The sequence below is a fragment of the Vreelandella halophila genome (assembly GCF_009856365.1).
Lineage (GTDB): Bacteria > Pseudomonadota > Gammaproteobacteria > Pseudomonadales > Oleiphilaceae > Halospina > Halospina utahensis_B.
Window position 1 is genome coordinate 148,009 of record NZ_WMEX01000007.1, and the last position, 16,400, is coordinate 164,408.

Below are 16,400 nucleotides of genomic sequence, written 5' to 3' on the forward strand. Positions count from 1 at the left end.
TTGTCAGCTACCCGAAGGAGGTATAGGCTGCTTCCGTTATGAGAGAGATCCCTGCCCGAGATCCTGAGCGTGAGCGTGCCACACTGGCACGGCTGGAGCGGTTTGCCCGTCTGACCGACTCCCGTTTCCGGGTTCCCCTCACCCGCATCCGTTTCGGTATCGGCCCCCTGCTTGGCCTGGTTCCGGGGGTCGGGGATGTCGCCGGGCTGGTGCTGTCGCTGTACCTGATCCAGCAGGCCCGCCAGATCGGGGCACCCCGCTCCCTTCAGCTGCGCATGCTGGGTAACGGCCTGGTGGATGCCGTGGGAGGCACCCTGCCGGTGGCCGGTGATGTGTTCGATGTGTTCTACCGTGCCAACAACCGCAATGTGATACTGCTGCGAGAGCATCTGGAGTCGCGGCTCGCCGAGCCTGAGCCGGGATGGTGGCCGCATCCCGCGTGGCTGCTGGCGGCTGCGCTGTTGCTGGTGGGGTTGATATGGCTGATCGTCGTCTAAACCGCTTGCATCCTGTGCCAATGGAGTGAAACTGGGCGGCAGGAATCTACGACCGGAAACAAACGCATGTCTGAACCCGTTCAGTACGCCGGGACCACGCCGGGCCCTGATGCCAGCCCTATTGTCAGCACCCTTGATAACGCGGTGGCGAGCCTGGAGAAGGCCCCATCCCACGCTAAGGTCCATTGCGTAAGTCAGGTCCTGGACCAGGCCCGCAAGCTTCTGGGCCTGCCGGAAGGGCCGGCGCTGCTGTTCGAGCGTGCCCCCCGGCTGGAGCAGGCCGGGCTTTTCGTGGGCAGCGACTGGGAGCTGCCGGATTCCCTCCAGGCGCGCTTTGTGCCCTCCACCTTTGCCGAGGGCGACGCCCGGCTGATTGCCCTGGAGTGTCTCAGCGAACTGCGCATGCTGGCTGTGGCCAGTGGCAGCTGGTTCCATCCGCGGCTGTCCGCCGAGCAGGCGGAACACTTTCTGACCCAGGTGCTGGCCTTCAACCTGCAATCGGTGTTCGGCATCAGTGATGAAGCCGCGCGTAACCGCCCGGCGGACATCCAGCGCATGCTTGACCATCATCTGGGGTTCGTGGCCGAGCACATCGGCTTCGACAGCATTCTGGACCATGTGGTGGCTGAAGTGTGGCGCCTTCTGCGCCAGCGGCCGCTTCAGGTGGACAACATCCGCCAGATGATTGACCGTATCGCGGACTGTCTTTTTGATCCGGAGGTGAGCCTGGGCACCACGGCTCGCGGTGCCGAGCAGCTGGTGAGCGCGCTCTACGGGCCCACTCAGCATTCCCGCGAGGATCCCGGACTGGAGGTCTACGAGGAACGGGTCCGAGGGCTCGACAACATGGCGCTGGACGCCGAAGCCGCCAGTTTCGCCCGCGCCATGCATGATACGGGGCTGGTTTCTCCCTACCATGCGACGTTTCTGCGCTATGCGCTGGAGCAGGACGATGCCGAGATGGTTTCCCGCTGTCTGGGGCTGAGCAGCACCGGCAGGGACTGCCTGCTCTGCTACCGCCGTTTCATGATGGACCTGGCGCGCTACAGCCTCTTTCCGGAGAACTGTCATGCCCTCTATGGGCTTGCCTGTCTGCTGGAGCGGGGCATTCTCTATCAGAACAGCATTGCCGCCGCCCTCTGGCGCCAGATGAAAACCCCGATCCATGCGGATGTGCGCGCGCTGCTGACCGGGCTCTATGGGGATGCCCATGAACCCGGTGTCTATCTGATGGGAGGGCTGATCGGTGCCCTGGGCCTGCCGCTCGGACTGGGCCAGGGCAACAATCCGGCCTGCCAGTCCACCCGTGCGCTCTCCATGTGGGCGTACACGGACCCCGCTTACCTTCTGCAGTTGGTGCGCTGGGCGTCGCGGGACAACCAGGTGGTGATGGAGTTCGAGGGCCAGGCCCTGAACTCCGCCTACCTCTATACGGGTGTGGTCAGCCAGTGGAACCTGGACCTGGATCCGCTGTCACTGGTGCTGGTGCCGCATCTCGACCGGCTTTATCTGGAAATGGGGCGGCTCTCTGACGGCCGCGGGGAGGACCCGCACCGCTGGATCAATCCGGAATTCCACGGCTGGTGGGTGCACCGTGGGTTTGCGATCGCAGTGGACGTGGAGACCGGCAAGCTCGAGGATCCGGACGGCTTCATCCGGACCTTCTATTCACTGTACAACCCGCTCTACAACGGCAATACCCCCGTGGTGCACCCGCAGCCGGCCGGTATTGCCGTCACCGACAGCCAGGCCCGGTTCGTGGGCTGGCACGCCATCGCCATACTGCGTGTGGCCCTGGACCAGGACGAGGTGATGCGGGTGTATTTCTACAACCCCAACAACGACAGCGGTCAGGACTGGGGCAAGGGCGTGACCGTCTCCACCGAGGGCTATGGCGAGCAGCACGGCGAATCGTCCCTGCCGATCAGCGAATTCACATCGCGGCTCTATATCTTCCACTACGATGTGACCGACTGGCAGCTGCACACCACCGAAGTCCCGCCTGAAGAGATTCAGGGCGTGCGTGCCCTGGTGGAAGGCAGCTGGGCCGCGGACCGGCTGTAGGAGCGCGCTTGCGCGCGATCACATGCCAGCCACGGTAAAGCGCCCCTCCGGGAACCATCGCGCGCAAGCGCGCTCCTACGGGGGTGAGGTTCAGAACGAGCGACGGTGGTCGTAGGCCTGTTCCGGCTTGCCCGTGTTGCGTGCCACCGCCGTGCGCTGGTTGGCCCGCGCAATGATCTTCTTCTGAAGGCGGCTTTCCCAGCCCAGCGCCGTGCGGTCATCCGCCTGCCAGGCACGGTTGTAGAGCAGTTTGGTGGCCGCCACCGCATCCGGCGATTTCGCTTTCAGCTCCTCCACGAACGCCAGGGCGTCATCCAGGGGGGTGTCGCTCACATGCGTGACCATCCCCAACCGTTCCGCTTCGGGCGCCTCGACGACCCGGGCGGTCATGGTCAGCTCCTTGGCCTTGTCGATGGGCATGAGTTCGGAGAGGGTGGTGGTGATGCTCATATCCGGAATCAGCCCCCACTTCGCTTCCATGATCGAGAACTCGCAATCCCGCGTGCTGTAACGGAAATCCGCGCCCAGCGCGATCTGCAGACCACCGCCGTAACAGACACCATGGGTCACGGCGATCACCGGCGCCGGCACCTCCCGCCACAGGTAGCCCACGTCCTGGGCCAGGTTGCTGATCTTCCGGCCCGGCTTGAACAGCAGCTTGGCGAAGTTGACCGGATTTGCCGACACGCTCTTCACATCCAGTCCGGAGCAGAAAGCCTTGCCGGCCCCCTGAATGATGACGGCCCGGATCGAACGATCCTTCTTCAGGGTTTTCGCGGTGCTGGCGATGGCATCGAACATCGCCATATCCAGGCCGTTGTACTTGTCCGGCCGGTTCAGTGTGACGTAGGCGATGTCGTTGTCGATTTCCAGAGTGACTCGGTCAGACATGGTATTTCCTTTTTGGGCCGGATATCTCGAAATCTCTGAACGGATAGGGGCTGGTAATCTCTGACGGGAATGTCTGGAGCCATGGATGGCGGAAGACAAGCGTACAGGGATGTATTTACAGCGTTTCCCGGCAGAGATTACCAGCCCCTATCCTGCGCGTACACTCAGGCTGGAGAGGGTCCCTCTGTCTGCATAGGCGCCTGATACCGCCGCAACCGAAGCGCATTGGTCAGCACACAGACACTGGACGCGGCCATTGCCAGCGCCGCAAACATCGGCGACAGCAGCACCCCGATGAAGGGATACAGGATCCCCGCTGCTACTGGAATCAGCAGCGTATTGTACCCGAACGCCCAGAACAGGTTCTGCTTGATGTTGCGGATGGTTGCCCGGGACAGCCCTATGGCATTGGGTACGTTCTGGAGATCCCCGGACATCAGCACCACCTCCGCCGACTCGATGGCGATGTCCGTCCCGGTGCCGATGGCAATGCCCACATCCGACTGGGCCAGCGCCGGCGCGTCATTGATGCCGTCGCCCACGAAGGCAACTGCGCGACCGCCCTCCTGCAGGGCCTTGACCGCATCCACCTTGCCGTCCGGCAGCACCTCCGCCTGGACTTCATCAATACCACACTGGCGGGCGATGGCGTTGGCAGTGTGCTGGTTATCCCCGGTGATCATGGCCACGCGCAGGCCCGCGTCATGCAGGTGCCTGATGGCATCGACCGTGGTTTCCTTGAGTGGGTCCGCTACGGCGATCACGGCGGCCAGTTGCCGGTCCACGGCCGCGTACAGTGGTGTGCGGCCCTGATGGCCCAGCTTCTCCGCGGTATTGCCGGCCTGGTCGGTGGGGACGCCCAGCTCTTTCATGTAACCGGCCCCGCCCAGGGCCACTTCATGGCCATCCACCTGGGCGATAACGCCCTTGCCGGTCGCTGTATCAAACCCGGATACTTCAGAGAGGTTCAGTTCACGCGCCTCGGCGGCCGCCACAATGGCCCGGGCAATGGGGTGTTCCGAAGCCTGCTCGACACTGGCGACCAGCCGCAGAAGCTCGTCCTCCTGTTGATCACCCATGACCTCGAAGTCCGTCATCTCCGGCTGACCACGGGTGAGGGTGCCGGTCTTGTCGAACGCGACCACGTCGGTATTGCGCAGCCGCTGCAGAGCGTCGCCGCGGCGGAAGAGGATGCCCATCTCGGCACCCTTGCCGGTGCCCACCATGATGGATGTGGGCGTGGCCAGGCCCATGGCGCAGGGGCAGGCGATGATCAGCACTGCCACGCCGTTGATGAGTGCGAAGCTGAGTGCCGGATCCGGTCCGAACAGCAGCCAGATGCCGAAGGTCAGGGCGGCGGCCACCATGACCACCGGAACAAAGACACCGGCCACCCGGTCCACCAGCGCCTGGATGGGCAGCTTGGAGCCCTGGGCCTCCTCCACCATGCGCACGATCTGCTGCAGGGTGGTGTCATTGCCCACGCGGGTTGCGGTGAAGGTAAGGCTGCCGGACTGATTGATGGTGCCGCCCACGACCTCGTCGTCCTCGGCTTTCTCAACCGGTACCGGCTCGCCTGTGATCATGGATTCATCCACCCAGGAACCGCCGCCGGTTACGGTTCCGTCCACCGGGATCTTCTCGCCGGGGCGTACCTGGACTGTATCGCCCTGAACAACATCCTCAATGGCGATCTCCTGGGCGTCGCCATCGCGGATCACGCGCGCAGTGCGTGCCTGGAGCGTGAGCAGCCGCTTGATCGCTTCACCCGTCCTGCCTTTCGCCCGCGCTTCCATGTAGCGTCCCACCAGGATCAGGGTCACGATGACCGCCGCGGCCTCGTAGTATACCTGCACCTGACCTTCGGGCAGGATTGAGGGCAGGAAGGTGGCCACCACGGAGTAACCCCAGGCCGCCGTCGCACCCAGCATCACCAGTGAGTTCATGTCCGGGCCACCGCGCAGCAGGGCGGGTAACCCCTGGCGGAAGAAGCGCAGGCCGGGGCCAAACAGGACAATGGTGGCCAGAACGAAGAACAGGTAGTACAGCGGCTGCTGGCCGATGGCCTGCATCTGCCATTCATGGAAGGCCGGGATGAAGTGGGCGCCCATATCGAGGATGAACACGGGCAGCGTGAATGCCGCTGCCACCGCCACAGAGCGCTTCAATGCCCGTGCTTCCGTGGCCTGGGCATCCTCCTGATCGTTGCCGGTGGTCTCCTCCCGGATCGGCGACGCACTGTAGCCGCTTTCGCTGATGGCGCGGGCCAGTTCACCGGCTTCGACGGTGCCGGCCACCACCTCCACCGTGGCCTTTTCTGTCGCCAGGTTCACGCTGGCATCCACCACGCCGGATACGGCCAGCGCGGCCTCTTCCACTCGGCTGACACAGGAACCGCAGTGCATGCCGGTGACCTGGAAGCGGAAGGTTTCGGTCGCCACATCGAATCCGGCCTTCTGGACCGCCTCTTTCAGGGTCCCTGGGGAGACGGAGTCGCCTGCATGGACCCGGGCTCTGCCTGTGGCCAGGTTCACACTGGCTTCGCTGACGCCGTCCACGCCGTGAAGGGCCTTCTCTGTCTTGCTGACACAGCCGCCGCAGTTCAGCCCTTCAATGGTGAGGTCGTATTCGCGCTCTGTTGTACTCATGGGTGCTCCTCCTGCCGCTACATTCAGCGGTTGAGATCCTTGTGCCAGACCTCTGGGTTAGCGTATACAAACAGAATAAATGCCGTACCATGGTACGGGGTCAAGTTCAGGATCCGGGAGAACCATGCTGACCATTGGAAAACTTGCCGCTGCCTGTGATGTGGGGGTGGAAACCGTCCGTTTCTACCAGCGCAAAGGGTTGCTTGAGACCCCATCGAGTGAAGGTGGTGTAAGACACTACGGCAATGAGGACGTGCGTCGTCTCCGTTTCATCCGCAAGGCGCAGGCTGCAGGGTTTTCCCTTGCGGAGATCGGGGAATTGATCGGCCTGGATGCCAGTCATGATCATACGCGGGCTCGGGAACTCGCCCGGACCCGTATCGAGGCCCTTGAGGTCAGGATCCGTGAGCTGCAGCAGGCGCGCGATTCCCTGAGGCAGCTTGCAGCGGAGTGTGAAGCGGACGATTCTGGACCCTGTCCGATTCTGGAATCATTCGGGGTCTGACTGAGGCAACAGGCTGCAGCCTCAGCCGAGCTTGAGACCACTCAGCATGGGTTCGAAAACAAAGCTCAGCAGGAAGGCGAGGATTGCCGCTCCCCCTCCCATGGCCAGGGTCTCAAGCCCGGCCCGGAAGCGGCTCATCCCCAGGATCTGGCCCTTGACCCAACCGATTCCGAAAAGGGCGAGGATCGCGACTGCACCACTTACCAGAAACATTTGCAGACCTGCCAGGAAGGGAATGAGGAAAGGCAGCAGTGGTATCAGCCCCACACCAATGAACACCCAGAAGGTGGAGGCAGCGGCCTTCATGGGCGCCGGACCTGAAAGGGCGTAGCCGAATTCTTCCTGAATCATGGTGTTCACCCAGAGGCGCTTATCCGCGCTGATGGTCTCTACCACCTGCTCCAGTATGTCCCCTGAAAAGCCTTTCTGCCGGAAAATCTCACGGATCTCCTCGCGTTCGCCTTCGGGATCGTGATGGATGTGGCGTGCCTCCTGTTCGCGCAAGCGGTCCCGCGCATCATGGTCGCTTTTCACTGCCTGGTAGTTACTCACTCCCATGCTGAAGGCATCCGCGATAAGGCTCGCGATGCCGAGTACGAAGGCGACCATGCCTGGAAGGCCAGCGCCGGCCACACTGGCGATGACGGCCACGGTGGTGACGCAGCCATCGATACCACCGAGTATTGCATCCCTCAGGTAGCTCTGCTGCGGTTGCTGCGACAGGCGTTCCCGGATGGCATCCGGCTGGTGGCTGTGTTCCAGTGGGTTATCGTCCATTCAGGGCTCCCTGGGTCGCGTACAATTACCCGCCAATGTAACCCCTGTGGGCGTTTATAGCATTGTTACACGTCTAATCGGCAGCATAGAGTGACCCCATGGATACCCAGACCAGTGCCCTCCACGAGGTCCGCCTCGATCATGTCGTGTCGCTGTTGGCCCGGAGTACGGCCCGCAGTGTGATTGACCTGGGCTGTGGTTCCGGTGCCCTGCTTCAGCGGTGCCTGGAATCCGGGGCGTTTGACCGTCTGGTGGGGTTGGAGTCTTCCGGCGTCTCATTGCGCAACGCGCGGGAACGCCTGGCTCACTGGCTGGAGCAGCCGGAGCCGAGGGTCCAGCTCGTCCGGGGTTCCTTTCAGGAGCCGAATGCCGCCTGTTCAGGCTTCGATGCGGCAGCGATGGTGGAAGTCATCGAGCATGTTCCACCACGGGATCTGTCGACCGTTGAGCGGGCGGTTTTCGAGTATTTCCGACCGTCCTTCCTGGTCATGACCACGCCCAACCGTGATTACAATCCCCTGTTCGGTCTTGCTCCCGGCGAGCTCCGCGACCCTGACCACCGGTTTGAATGGAGCCAGGCCCGTTTCCGCCAGTGGGCCTCCGGTGTCGCCAAGCGCAACGGCTACCGCGTGCGTTTCGGCGGCATCGGCGAAGCGGATCCGGAGCTGGGCTCACCCTCGCAGTTGGCGTGTTTTGAGCGTATCGATTAACCCATACCGCTTCGAGCGCTCGATTTGAGACAGCCATAACACTCCGGATCGCCAGTGGGTGACCTGTCCCACATCCCGTGCTGACCGCGATTGGTAAACTGACCTCTGCCTTTCCCGGGAACCCGGAGTCTGGAGGTTATGGCGATCCGGTTGATTACGGTCTTTTTCCTTTTCTGCGCTCTGTTCGTTCCGTCAGCGCTGGCCTCCTCGTTGGACCGTGCACGGGAAGCGCTCGACCAGGATACCCCGGAGCGTGCGGAATCCATCCTGTCCGAGAATATCCAGCCCGACAGTGTGAGCGATGAGGAGCGTGATGAACTCTTTTTCCTGCTCGCCGAGACCGCACGTCACTACGAGCACTTCAGTGAGGCCGGTAACCAGCTTAACCGCATCAGTGAGCCGTTCTGGGGGGGCATGGGGTATTACAACCTGGCCATGGCGTACCTGGAGCGGGAATCGCTGAGTCGCACGCGCGTTGCGCTGCGGGTGGTCCGGTCGCTGGCTGCTGGCGATGGCTCACTGCGGGGCGCGGATCTGGTCAGCCGGGCGCGTATCGCCGAGGGGCTGCTCGCCCTGCGTCAGGACGATGCCCGGCGGGCGGAGCAGGCCCTGAGCCGTGTGCGCACGGACAGCACCCTGGTCAGCGAGGGCCTCTACCTGCTTGGCATCGCACGGGCTCGAAACGGCAGCCTGCACCGTGCCCTCCAGACCTGGCAGCGGGTGGCGCGTTTTCCGGTGGCCTGGCCGGGGGTGGCGGAGGCACGGTTGGCGCGCGTCTGGGGTTACAGCGAGTCCGGCCATCACGATGAAGCGCTGACAACGGCGGAACGCAACCATGCCTACCTTGAGCGCAGCATCGAACGGCTTGACGGCCTGCGGGAGCAGGTGAGGGAACACGGGTTGGCGCGCCTGATCCGTTCGGAGCTGCAGGGAGATCAGGATCTGGTTGAGTTCCTGCGGGGCAGCAGGAACCACACCCGTTCGCCACTGATTGCCTGGGTGCTGGAATATGTGGCGGATGGCGGCGATCCCTCGGTGGAGTCAGCGAAACTGGATTCCGGATTTCTCGGGTTCCTGGCAGATGAGCGTGAACGGCTGGTGGGGTTCCGGGACCGCAACCTGCGGCAGCAGGCGCTGGTCTATGAGCAGGTGGCCCTGCGCCAGACGGAAAGGCCGGTTCAGCGGGGCGGATGGGAATGATGCGTGCCGGTCGCCTCCTGAATGCGGGCCTCATTGCGCTCCTTATGACCGGTGCCAGTGGCGCGCGCGCAACCGTGCTCCTGCAGGAAGGCGCGGCTACGCTGGGGGACCTCAGCCCCATTGTCATCCGTACGGGTAGCGGCACCGGGCCGGACGCCTCGCTGGAAGAGGCGGTGCGCCGTCACGCCCGGGTTTTCCGGCGGGCGGATGACCCGCTGGTGCGGGTGCATACGCTTAACCGCATCCAGAATCTCCAGGCCCGTTTCGGCGATCCGCTGGGCCTCTCCGAGAAAGCCTCAGAACGTCTGCACAGGGAGGCGCTGGACGACTTTGAGACCCTGCTGGCAGGCGCAAAGGGCGAACGGGAGGCGGAGCTGCTGTACGAGGCGGCCCGGGCCAGCGATATCGCGGGCCAGCCACGGCGCTCCGTGGGGTATCTGGAGCGGATCCTGGAGCAGCATGGGAATTCGCAGTTCATGGCGGAAGCGGCATTCCGCACGGGCGAGCACCGTTTCAGTCGGGGCCGATACGCGGACGCGGCGGAGGCTTTCCGGGCGGCCCGTGAGCATGGGCCGGATGACGATTTCCGCAATGACAGCCTCTACATGCTGGGTTGGAGCCGTTTTCTCAATGACGAGGCCATGAAGGCGGCGGGGCTCTTCCTGGTGTTCATGGACCGCTATCACGATCAGGGCACCGGCTTCGCCAGTGTCTCGGGCAAGGACGCCGAGCAGGTGGCGGATGCCCAGCGGGTGCTCAGCCTCATCGCCACCTATGATCGTGGCCCGGAAACACTCGCGCGCGTGCTCGATGCCCATGGCGACCGCCCCTATGTCGCTACCCTCTATGATCACCTCCTGCGCTTCCTGAGGGAGCGGGGTGATCATCAGGGCAGTGTGGCCACCGCCGAAGCCTTCCGTGCCCGCTACCCGGACCATGCCGCGGCGCCGGCGATGCTCACGGAAGTGGTTGAGAGCTGGCGGCTGGCGGGCAACACCGAACGGATGCGTGATGCCATGGCGGAGGCGGTGGAAGCCCATGCCGAGCCGGACGCGATGGCCGCGCTTGACCGGCCGGTGCGCCGGCAGGTGATGGGCTATCTGCGTGCACTGGGCGTGTGGCATTACACCCGTGGCCAGGCTCTGGAAGGCGGCGAATCCCGCAGCCATTACCGCCAGGCATCCCAGCGGCTGCGCCAGTACGCCGACCGTGCCGGGCGCTTCCGGATGGAGGCCGACGCCATGGGAACCGGTGCCGGCTACATGGTGCTGCTTGCAGGGGATGCCGCCCTGCGGGGTGGCCGCATCGCGCACGCTGCCGGCCTGTATGAGCGTGCGGCCTGGTCCGAACCGCCCTTTCCGGGCGCGGGTGAGGCAGCCTATGCGCTTGTTCAGCTGCGCCAGGACCAGTGGCACAGGCAGGAGGACGCGGATGCCAGGAATCGGCTGATCGCGGATGCCCGCCGCTTTGTTCAGGACTTCCCCTGGTACGCTGATATCAACGGCGTGCGGCAGACACTGGCGAACCGGCTGTACGAGGCGGGGCGGTATACCGAAGCACGCGGGGTGGCGCGGACCCTGGTGGACGCCGATGCCACAGACGATCAGCGCCGGGCAGGCTGGATCCTGCTGGGGCATCTGCGCATGGACGCGGAGGAATACGCGAATGCCGCCAGCGCCTGGGCCGAGGTGCGGAAGCTGACACCGGAGGAGGACGATCGTCTGGCGGATTTCCGGGAGCGCCATGGCCTGGCTCTCTATCGGGAGGCGCAACGGCTGGCCGCCGGGGAACAGTCAGAGCAGGCCCGAACCTGGTTCCAGAAGGCCTACAGGGCGGCGCCTGGCACCGATGTGGCCGCCAGCGCCCGCTATGATGAAACCGGCCTGGTGCTGGAGCTGGCGCAATGGGATGAAGCCATCCGCCTTCTGCAGATATTCCGCCAGCGCTTCCCGGAACATGAGCTGGCCCCGGGGGCGGGCGAACGTATTGTGCATGCCCACCGCCAGGCGGGCCGCCCGGGAAAGGCAGCGGATGCCATGCTCGCGACAGACCCGGATGATCTGGACCCTGAGGAACGCTGGAGCCGTCAGCTGCGGGCCGCCCGCTACTACCGTGAGGCGGGGCGCCTGCCGGATGCGGTGGCGCTTTACGAACGTTACCTGGCGGACGGGACCGACCATCTGGGCGGGCATGCCTTCCAGCAGGAGCGCCGGCATGAGCTTGCAATGATGCAGAAGACGCTGGAAAGGGAGGAGGCACTGGCCGGGACCCACAGGGCCATTGTCGAAGCCGAGGATGGGGCCGAAGGAACAGCCCGGAGCGCCCGGCTGGCCAGTCGCAGTGCACTCTGGCTGGGCCGGCGTGCTGCTGACGTGTTTGGGCGGATCGAGCTCGGGGCGCCGCTGGAGGAGTCGCTGGCACGCAAGCGTGACGTCCTCTCCGAGAGCCTGGAATGGTTTCGCAGAGCGGAGCGTTTCGGCATCGCGGAGACCGCCACCGAAAGCACCTATCGCATGGCGGAGCTGTACCGCCAGCTGGCTCAGGACGTGCTTGACTCCGAGCGCCCCTCAGGCCTGACGGATCTCCAGGCCAACCAGTACGAGATGTTGCTGGAAGAGGAAGCCTATCCCTTTGAGGAAAAAGCCATTGAACTCCACCAGCGCAATCAGCAGCGGATCCCCGAGGGCCACTGGACGGGATGGGTGAGTCGCAGCCTCGACAGCCTGGCGGATCTTTTCCCGGCCCGCTATGAACGCGACCTGCAATGGACGGAGGCACGCCATGAAGCGGCGCGCTGAATGGGGGATGGTGCTCGTCCTGGGGGTCCTGGCCGGCTGTGCCGGTATGCAGTCAGGGCCGGAGCCCGACGGACGCATGCCCGACAGAGTGGCGCTGGTTACGCCAGCGCTGGATCCGTCGGACCGGGATCGGCTGGAGCAGGTGCGCGCCGCGCTCGCTGGTGGTAGCCCGGCTGCTGCGGGGCGACAGCTTGAGCGGGTGGAAGACGATCACCGCTTCCACCCGGACGTTCTGATGCTGAGGGCCATGGTGGCCCGTCACCTGGACAGGCCGGGGCGGGCAGTTCGGGCGCTGGAGGCACTGCTGGACCAGTCCCCGCAGCATGCGGCGGCGGCCAACGACCTGGCGCTGCTCTACCGGCAACAGGGGCGGATTGATCAGGCCACGGCGCTGCTGCGCCAGGCATTGGAGGCCAATCCTGATCGCCCGCAGCTGCACTACAACCTCGCTGTCCTCTCGGAACTCTATCTGCTCGATCTGGAACAGGCTCTGACCCATTACCGGCGTTACCAGTCGCTGACGGACGCCGAGGATGAGGAGGTCGCCCTGTGGATCCGGGACCTGGAACGGAGGGTGGAATGAAGACGCCGCACAGAACCCTGTTGATGGCCCTGGCGTTGTTGGCCCTGCCGGTGACAGCCCAGGACGACCCGGAAGGCATCCGCATCGAGGGTGTGGACGAGCGCCCGGGTGTGATGCACCTGATGCCCTGGCGACTGCCCAGGGATGCCCCCATGGAGGCGCCCAGGGCGGAACAGGGGCGTCTGGGAGAGCTCCTCAGCCCCCTCGATGATCAGAGCTACCGTCGTTATCTCAGATACCGCAGTGACCCCGGCATGCTTCTGGAAGCGCTGTCGGGGGCTGCCTCAACCGGAGAGACTCGCTGACCATGCAGACACCGATAGCCAACGCAACGGAGATCCCACTGATGGAATCCGCAGTCCGTTTCTTCCAGCAAGGGGGGCTGTTCATGGTTCCCATTGCCCTGATCCTGCTCATCGGTCTGGCGATTGTGCTGGAGCGCATGATCTACCTGCAGGTGGCACGACGGCGCAACCGCAGGCTCTTTGAGTCCGGGCTCTGGCCGCTGTTGCAGAAGGGGGAGTTCCAGAAGGCCTCGAAAGCGGCCCGGGAGTCGGGCGTCGAGGTGGGCGAGATGGTGGCCGCCGGGCTGGCCCGCTTCCGTAACAGCCAGTCGCGTTCGGACGTGGAATATGCCATGGAGGAGGGGCTGATGGAGGTGCTGCCACGCTTCGAGAAGCGCACGCCCTACCTGGCCACCCTGGCCAACGTGGCCACACTGCTGGGGCTGCTGGGCACCATCATGGGCCTGATCTCGGCCTTCACCGCCGTGGCGGAGGCCGATCCGGCGGACAAGGCCAGCATGCTCTCGGACAGCATCTCCGTGGCCATGAACACCACGGCTTTCGGCCTGATGTCCGCCATTCCGCTGCTGCTGGCCCATGCCTATCTCCAGACCCGTACCAATGAAATGATCGACAGTCTGGAGATGGCCGGGGTCAAGCTCCTGAACCTGATCTCGGAAACCCAGGCGGGCAGTACCGCGCGCAGTGAAGGGTGAGACCGGCCCATGAGACGACGCCGACATCGCCGGCAGACGGCGGAAGCCGACCTGAACATCACGCCTTTCCTGAACCTGATGATCGTGCTGGTGCCCGTGCTGCTGTTGAGTATGGTCTTCACCCAGACCCGCATCCTGGAACTGCGCTTCCCGGAAGCCGGTGAGCGCCTGGATGAGATGGTGGACGACGGGGAGGAACTCGCGCTCTACGTGATCGTGCGTGACGGACACCTGGAGGTGGGCGACCGTAATGGGGGCGTGCTCCGGCATTTCGAGCCGGTTGAAGAGGGCCGCCCGGACTTTGCGGGGCTGCGGGAGCTTCTCAGGGGCGTGAAGGAGCGCTTCCCGGAGATCCGTGATATCCGGCTTCTGGCGGGGCCGGATACGGATTACCAGACACTGGTGACCACCATGGATACCGTTCGTGGCTACCCGGAGGTGGTGGCGGCGGATGCGGTCACCGCGGAACTCTTCCCGGACATCGCCCTCGGTGATGCGCCGGCGCCCGAGGGTGGGGAGGCGGACTCATGAAGGCATCCCGCCGCGCCCGCCGTATCCAGCGCCACTATCGGCGCATGAACCGCCCGGGTGGGCTGAACCTCACCGCCCTGATGGACATTTTCACCATCCTGGTGTTCTTCCTGATGGTGAACTCCTCGGATGTTCAGGTCCTGCAGGAGGACAGCGATATCCAGCTGCCGCGTTCCGCGGCGGAGCAGGTGCCGGAAAGTATCCTGCGGGTGGTGGTGGCCGACGAAAGCATCCTCGTCGGTGGCAGCGAGGTGGCCCGGCTGGACGGCGTAACCGAGGGCAAGGGTGGCGAGATCATTGCCGATCTCCAGGCGCACCTGGCCGGGAGCGTGGAATCCGGTGATAAGGCCAGGGCGATGATCGTGGCGGACCGGAACCTGGATTACGCACGCCTGCGGCCGGTCATGCGCAGCGCGGTGAATGCGGGCTACACCCGGATTCATCTAGCCGTTGAAAGCACGCCGGAGAGTGAAGGAGGTAGGCCTTGAGCCGTTCTCCGTCGTTGCCGTGGCGCAGCACCCGGGGCGAGGACCGACTGCTCGGGGTGATACTGGCGATGCTGCTGGTGGTTTTCCTGCCGCTGGCCGTGCTGGTGCCTGGAATGGAGTTGCCGGAGCGGGCACCGGAGCAGTCGGACGAACCGGATCCGCAGATGGCGCGCATGCTCGAGGAACCGGAGGAACCTGAACCGGAGCCCGAGCCGGAACCTGAAGCCAGTGAGCCGGAAACGGAACCGGAACCGGAGGCGGAGGCACCGCAGGCGCCCCAGCCGGAGGAGACGGTTGAAGAAGCGCGGGAAGTGGCGCGTGAATCCGGTCTGGTGGGGATGCGGGATCAGCTGGCGGAGCTGCGTTCGCTGGCGCCGGAGAGGGAGACTGCCATCCGGGAGCCGGGGAAAAGTGCGGATAGCGGTGCCGGGGCGCTTCCGGAGGGGCCGGACGAAGAGCAGCTCATGGCGGATTCGGGCGGCCCTGGTGAACCGGGCGACGTTTCTGTCGAGGAAGGCGAGATAGCCCGCCGCGAAACCCGGGATGTTGCCGGCTCCGAAGACAACTCCGGCGCACGGCCCGCGGAACCGGAGGAGCGCCCCATGGCGAACATCCGGGAGACCTTTGAGCGCAACAAGTCCGCGCTTTTCTCCATCTACAACCGCGCCCGCCGTCAGAATCCGCTGCTGGAGGGTGAGGTGGTGCTGGCCCTGAGAATCGCTCCGGGCGGGAACGTGCTGGATGTGGAGGTGGCCAGCTCAACGCTGGGCGATGAGGGCGTGGCGCGGAAGATTGCCCAGCGTGTTGCGCTGTTCAATTTCGGCGCCATGGAGGTGCCGGAGCGTTCGGTCCGGTTCCCGGTGGATTTCGCGCCACCGGGTTAGGCGTCAGGCGGCCTGCCGGGGATGCCCTTCCTCCGGAACGGGGGACTCGCCATTGAGTTCCGTCAGGTTGCGGATCATCAGCGAGCGGCAGTGCTCCATGAGCCAGGGCACATCGGCACTGCTCAGGTGCTCTGTCTCCACCGGCGGCAGCACCCTTACGGTGATGGTGTGTGGGCCTTTGCCCGATGCCAGTGTTTTCAGGTAGTCGCTGATGCACACCATGGTGATGGGGACCCCCGTGGCGATGGCGGTATGGAAAGCGCCCTTGCGGAAGGGGAGCAGGCCCTGCCCACGGCTGCGTGTGCCCTCCGGCATGATCCATACCGACTGCCCTCTGGCCGCGATCGCGAGATTGGCGGCCGTCATGGCGGTCATCGCCCTGGCCCTGTTACGCCTCCGGATCAGCACGTTGCCGCCCAGCCAGAAGATCTGACCGAACAGGGGGATCCACCCCAGGCTCTGTTTGCCGACAACCACAGCATTGTCCGGGGTCATGCTGCCGACCACGTAGAGATCCAGGTTCGACTGGTGGTTGGCGATCAGAACGCGCGGCTCGTTGGTGGGAAGGTGCTGCCAGCCTTCCAGGCGTACCCGGGCGTTGAGGACCCTCAGGCCGCACCATGCGTACATGCGTGCGCAGACCCTGTTGTTGCCGCGATGGAATGGGCGTGCCACACAGAGCAGAAAGCCGGCCAGGGTTGCTGGTATTGCCGTAATAAAAAGGCCGATCCTGTGAAACCAGCGCATTCGGTATTCCTCGTACAGGTGTTCACTTTATTTCAGTGTACAGCCGTACCGGAAAACTGTCATCGGTCAAATTGTAG

At 64.5% G+C, this 16,400-nt stretch carries 16 protein-coding genes; 12 read left to right on the forward strand and 4 right to left on the reverse strand.

Translation table 11 applies throughout. The features are described 5' to 3' along the window. The first annotated feature begins 38 nt into the window (after window positions 1–38). Complete coding sequence (locus GLW01_RS13000) at window positions 39–497, forward strand: DUF4112 domain-containing protein (protein WP_160899299.1); 459 nt, start codon at window positions 39–41, stop codon at window positions 495–497. A gap of 66 nt (window positions 498–563) precedes the next feature. Then, window positions 564–2,561 carry a hypothetical protein gene (locus tag GLW01_RS13005; protein ID WP_160899300.1) on the forward strand — a complete coding sequence of 666 codons (1,998 nt, stop codon included), beginning with the start codon at window positions 564–566 and terminating at the stop codon, window positions 2,559–2,561. Between the two features lie 90 nt (window positions 2,562–2,651). Here the strand turns inward: GLW01_RS13005 and GLW01_RS13010 are convergent, their stop codons facing one another. Both GLW01_RS13010 and GLW01_RS13015 read right to left on the reverse strand, forming a co-directional pair. Further along, a complete protein-coding gene (locus GLW01_RS13010; RefSeq protein WP_160899301.1) occupies window positions 2,652–3,452 on the reverse strand; it encodes a crotonase/enoyl-CoA hydratase family protein in 801 nt (266 codons plus the stop codon). A gap of 164 nt (window positions 3,453–3,616) precedes the next feature. Continuing rightward, window positions 3,617–6,100, reverse strand: a complete 2,484-nt coding sequence (locus GLW01_RS13015) for a heavy metal translocating P-type ATPase (protein ID WP_160899302.1) — start codon at window positions 6,098–6,100, stop codon at window positions 3,617–3,619. Between the two features lie 124 nt (window positions 6,101–6,224). On the opposite strand from GLW01_RS13015, the gene GLW01_RS13020 reads away from it, so the two are divergent. Continuing rightward, the gene (locus tag GLW01_RS13020) at window positions 6,225–6,605 is read left to right on the forward strand and encodes a MerR family transcriptional regulator (protein WP_151440363.1); all 381 of its coding nucleotides are present in this window, start codon (window positions 6,225–6,227) and stop codon (window positions 6,603–6,605) included. A 21-nt stretch (window positions 6,606–6,626) separates the two neighbouring features. Here the strand turns inward: GLW01_RS13020 and GLW01_RS13025 are convergent, their stop codons facing one another. After that, window positions 6,627–7,382 carry a VIT1/CCC1 transporter family protein gene (locus GLW01_RS13025; protein WP_151440362.1) on the reverse strand — a complete coding sequence of 252 codons (756 nt, stop codon included), beginning with the start codon at window positions 7,380–7,382 and terminating at the stop codon, window positions 6,627–6,629. A 98-nt stretch (window positions 7,383–7,480) separates the two neighbouring features. Here GLW01_RS13025 and GLW01_RS13030 point away from each other — a divergent pair, with 98 nt between their 5' ends. The 9 genes from GLW01_RS13030 to GLW01_RS13070 all read left to right on the forward strand — a co-directional run bounded on the left by GLW01_RS13030 (window position 7,481) and on the right by GLW01_RS13070 (window position 15,576). Beyond that, entirely contained in the window at window positions 7,481–8,092 is a 612-nt protein-coding gene (locus GLW01_RS13030) for a methyltransferase (protein WP_160899303.1), read from the forward strand. Window positions 8,093–8,230: 138 nt separating this feature from the next. Continuing rightward, the gene (locus GLW01_RS13035) at window positions 8,231–9,292 is read left to right on the forward strand and encodes a tetratricopeptide repeat protein (RefSeq protein WP_160899304.1); all 1,062 of its coding nucleotides are present in this window, start codon (window positions 8,231–8,233) and stop codon (window positions 9,290–9,292) included. Next, window positions 9,289–12,090, forward strand: a complete 2,802-nt coding sequence (locus GLW01_RS13040; RefSeq protein WP_160899305.1) for a tetratricopeptide repeat protein — start codon at window positions 9,289–9,291, stop codon at window positions 12,088–12,090. Before GLW01_RS13035 ends, GLW01_RS13040 begins: the two co-directional genes overlap by 4 nt. Next, window positions 12,074–12,673, forward strand: coding sequence for a tetratricopeptide repeat protein (locus GLW01_RS13045; protein ID WP_160899306.1), 600 nt, complete (start codon window positions 12,074–12,076; stop codon window positions 12,671–12,673). Before GLW01_RS13040 ends, GLW01_RS13045 begins: the two co-directional genes overlap by 17 nt. Next, window positions 12,670–12,978, forward strand: coding sequence for a hypothetical protein (locus GLW01_RS13050; RefSeq protein ID WP_160899307.1), 309 nt, complete (start codon window positions 12,670–12,672; stop codon window positions 12,976–12,978). Before GLW01_RS13045 ends, GLW01_RS13050 begins: the two co-directional genes overlap by 4 nt. Before the next feature lie 2 nt (window positions 12,979–12,980). Next, on the forward strand, window positions 12,981–13,673 hold the full coding sequence (locus tag GLW01_RS13055; protein ID WP_237416584.1) for a MotA/TolQ/ExbB proton channel family protein: 693 nt from the start codon (window positions 12,981–12,983) through the stop codon (window positions 13,671–13,673). A gap of 9 nt (window positions 13,674–13,682) precedes the next feature. Next, entirely contained in the window at window positions 13,683–14,204 is a 522-nt protein-coding gene (locus GLW01_RS13060; protein WP_160899308.1) for an ExbD/TolR family protein, read from the forward strand. Further along, window positions 14,201–14,692 (forward strand): ExbD/TolR family protein, encoded by a 492-nt coding sequence (locus GLW01_RS13065; RefSeq protein ID WP_160899309.1) that lies wholly within the window; start codon window positions 14,201–14,203, stop codon window positions 14,690–14,692. Before GLW01_RS13060 ends, GLW01_RS13065 begins: the two co-directional genes overlap by 4 nt. Next, entirely contained in the window at window positions 14,689–15,576 is an 888-nt protein-coding gene (locus GLW01_RS13070) for an AgmX/PglI C-terminal domain-containing protein (protein ID WP_160899310.1), read from the forward strand. Before GLW01_RS13065 ends, GLW01_RS13070 begins: the two co-directional genes overlap by 4 nt. Window positions 15,577–15,579: 3 nt before the next feature. Here the strand turns inward: GLW01_RS13070 and GLW01_RS13075 are convergent, their stop codons facing one another. Next, the gene (locus GLW01_RS13075; protein ID WP_151440353.1) at window positions 15,580–16,323 is read right to left on the reverse strand and encodes a lysophospholipid acyltransferase family protein; all 744 of its coding nucleotides are present in this window, start codon (window positions 16,321–16,323) and stop codon (window positions 15,580–15,582) included. Between the last annotated feature and the right edge of the window lie 77 nt (window positions 16,324–16,400).

What these genes read in the sequence shown, in the direction of transcription:
- GLW01_RS13000 (WP_160899299.1), top strand. Translation starts at nt 39, where the DNA reads ATGAGAGAGATCCCTGCCCGAGATCCTGAGCGTGAGCGTGCCACACTG.
- GLW01_RS13005 (WP_160899300.1), top strand. Translation starts at nt 564, where the DNA reads ATGTCTGAACCCGTTCAGTACGCCGGGACCACGCCGGGCCCTGATGCC.
- GLW01_RS13010 (WP_160899301.1), bottom strand. Translation starts at nt 3,452, where the DNA reads ATGTCTGACCGAGTCACTCTGGAAATCGACAACGACATCGCCTACGTC.
- GLW01_RS13015 (WP_160899302.1), bottom strand. Translation starts at nt 6,100, where the DNA reads ATGAGTACAACAGAGCGCGAATACGACCTCACCATTGAAGGGCTGAAC.
- GLW01_RS13020 (WP_151440363.1), top strand. Translation starts at nt 6,225, where the DNA reads ATGCTGACCATTGGAAAACTTGCCGCTGCCTGTGATGTGGGGGTGGAA.
- GLW01_RS13025 (WP_151440362.1), bottom strand. Translation starts at nt 7,382, where the DNA reads ATGGACGATAACCCACTGGAACACAGCCACCAGCCGGATGCCATCCGG.
- GLW01_RS13030 (WP_160899303.1), top strand. Translation starts at nt 7,481, where the DNA reads ATGGATACCCAGACCAGTGCCCTCCACGAGGTCCGCCTCGATCATGTC.
- GLW01_RS13035 (WP_160899304.1), top strand. Translation starts at nt 8,231, where the DNA reads ATGGCGATCCGGTTGATTACGGTCTTTTTCCTTTTCTGCGCTCTGTTC.
- GLW01_RS13040 (WP_160899305.1), top strand. Translation starts at nt 9,289, where the DNA reads ATGATGCGTGCCGGTCGCCTCCTGAATGCGGGCCTCATTGCGCTCCTT.
- GLW01_RS13045 (WP_160899306.1), top strand. Translation starts at nt 12,074, where the DNA reads ATGAAGCGGCGCGCTGAATGGGGGATGGTGCTCGTCCTGGGGGTCCTG.
- GLW01_RS13050 (WP_160899307.1), top strand. Translation starts at nt 12,670, where the DNA reads ATGAAGACGCCGCACAGAACCCTGTTGATGGCCCTGGCGTTGTTGGCC.
- GLW01_RS13055 (WP_237416584.1), top strand. Translation starts at nt 12,981, where the DNA reads ATGCAGACACCGATAGCCAACGCAACGGAGATCCCACTGATGGAATCC.
- GLW01_RS13060 (WP_160899308.1), top strand. Translation starts at nt 13,683, where the DNA reads ATGAGACGACGCCGACATCGCCGGCAGACGGCGGAAGCCGACCTGAAC.
- GLW01_RS13065 (WP_160899309.1), top strand. Translation starts at nt 14,201, where the DNA reads ATGAAGGCATCCCGCCGCGCCCGCCGTATCCAGCGCCACTATCGGCGC.
- GLW01_RS13075 (WP_151440353.1), bottom strand. Translation starts at nt 16,323, where the DNA reads ATGCGCTGGTTTCACAGGATCGGCCTTTTTATTACGGCAATACCAGCA.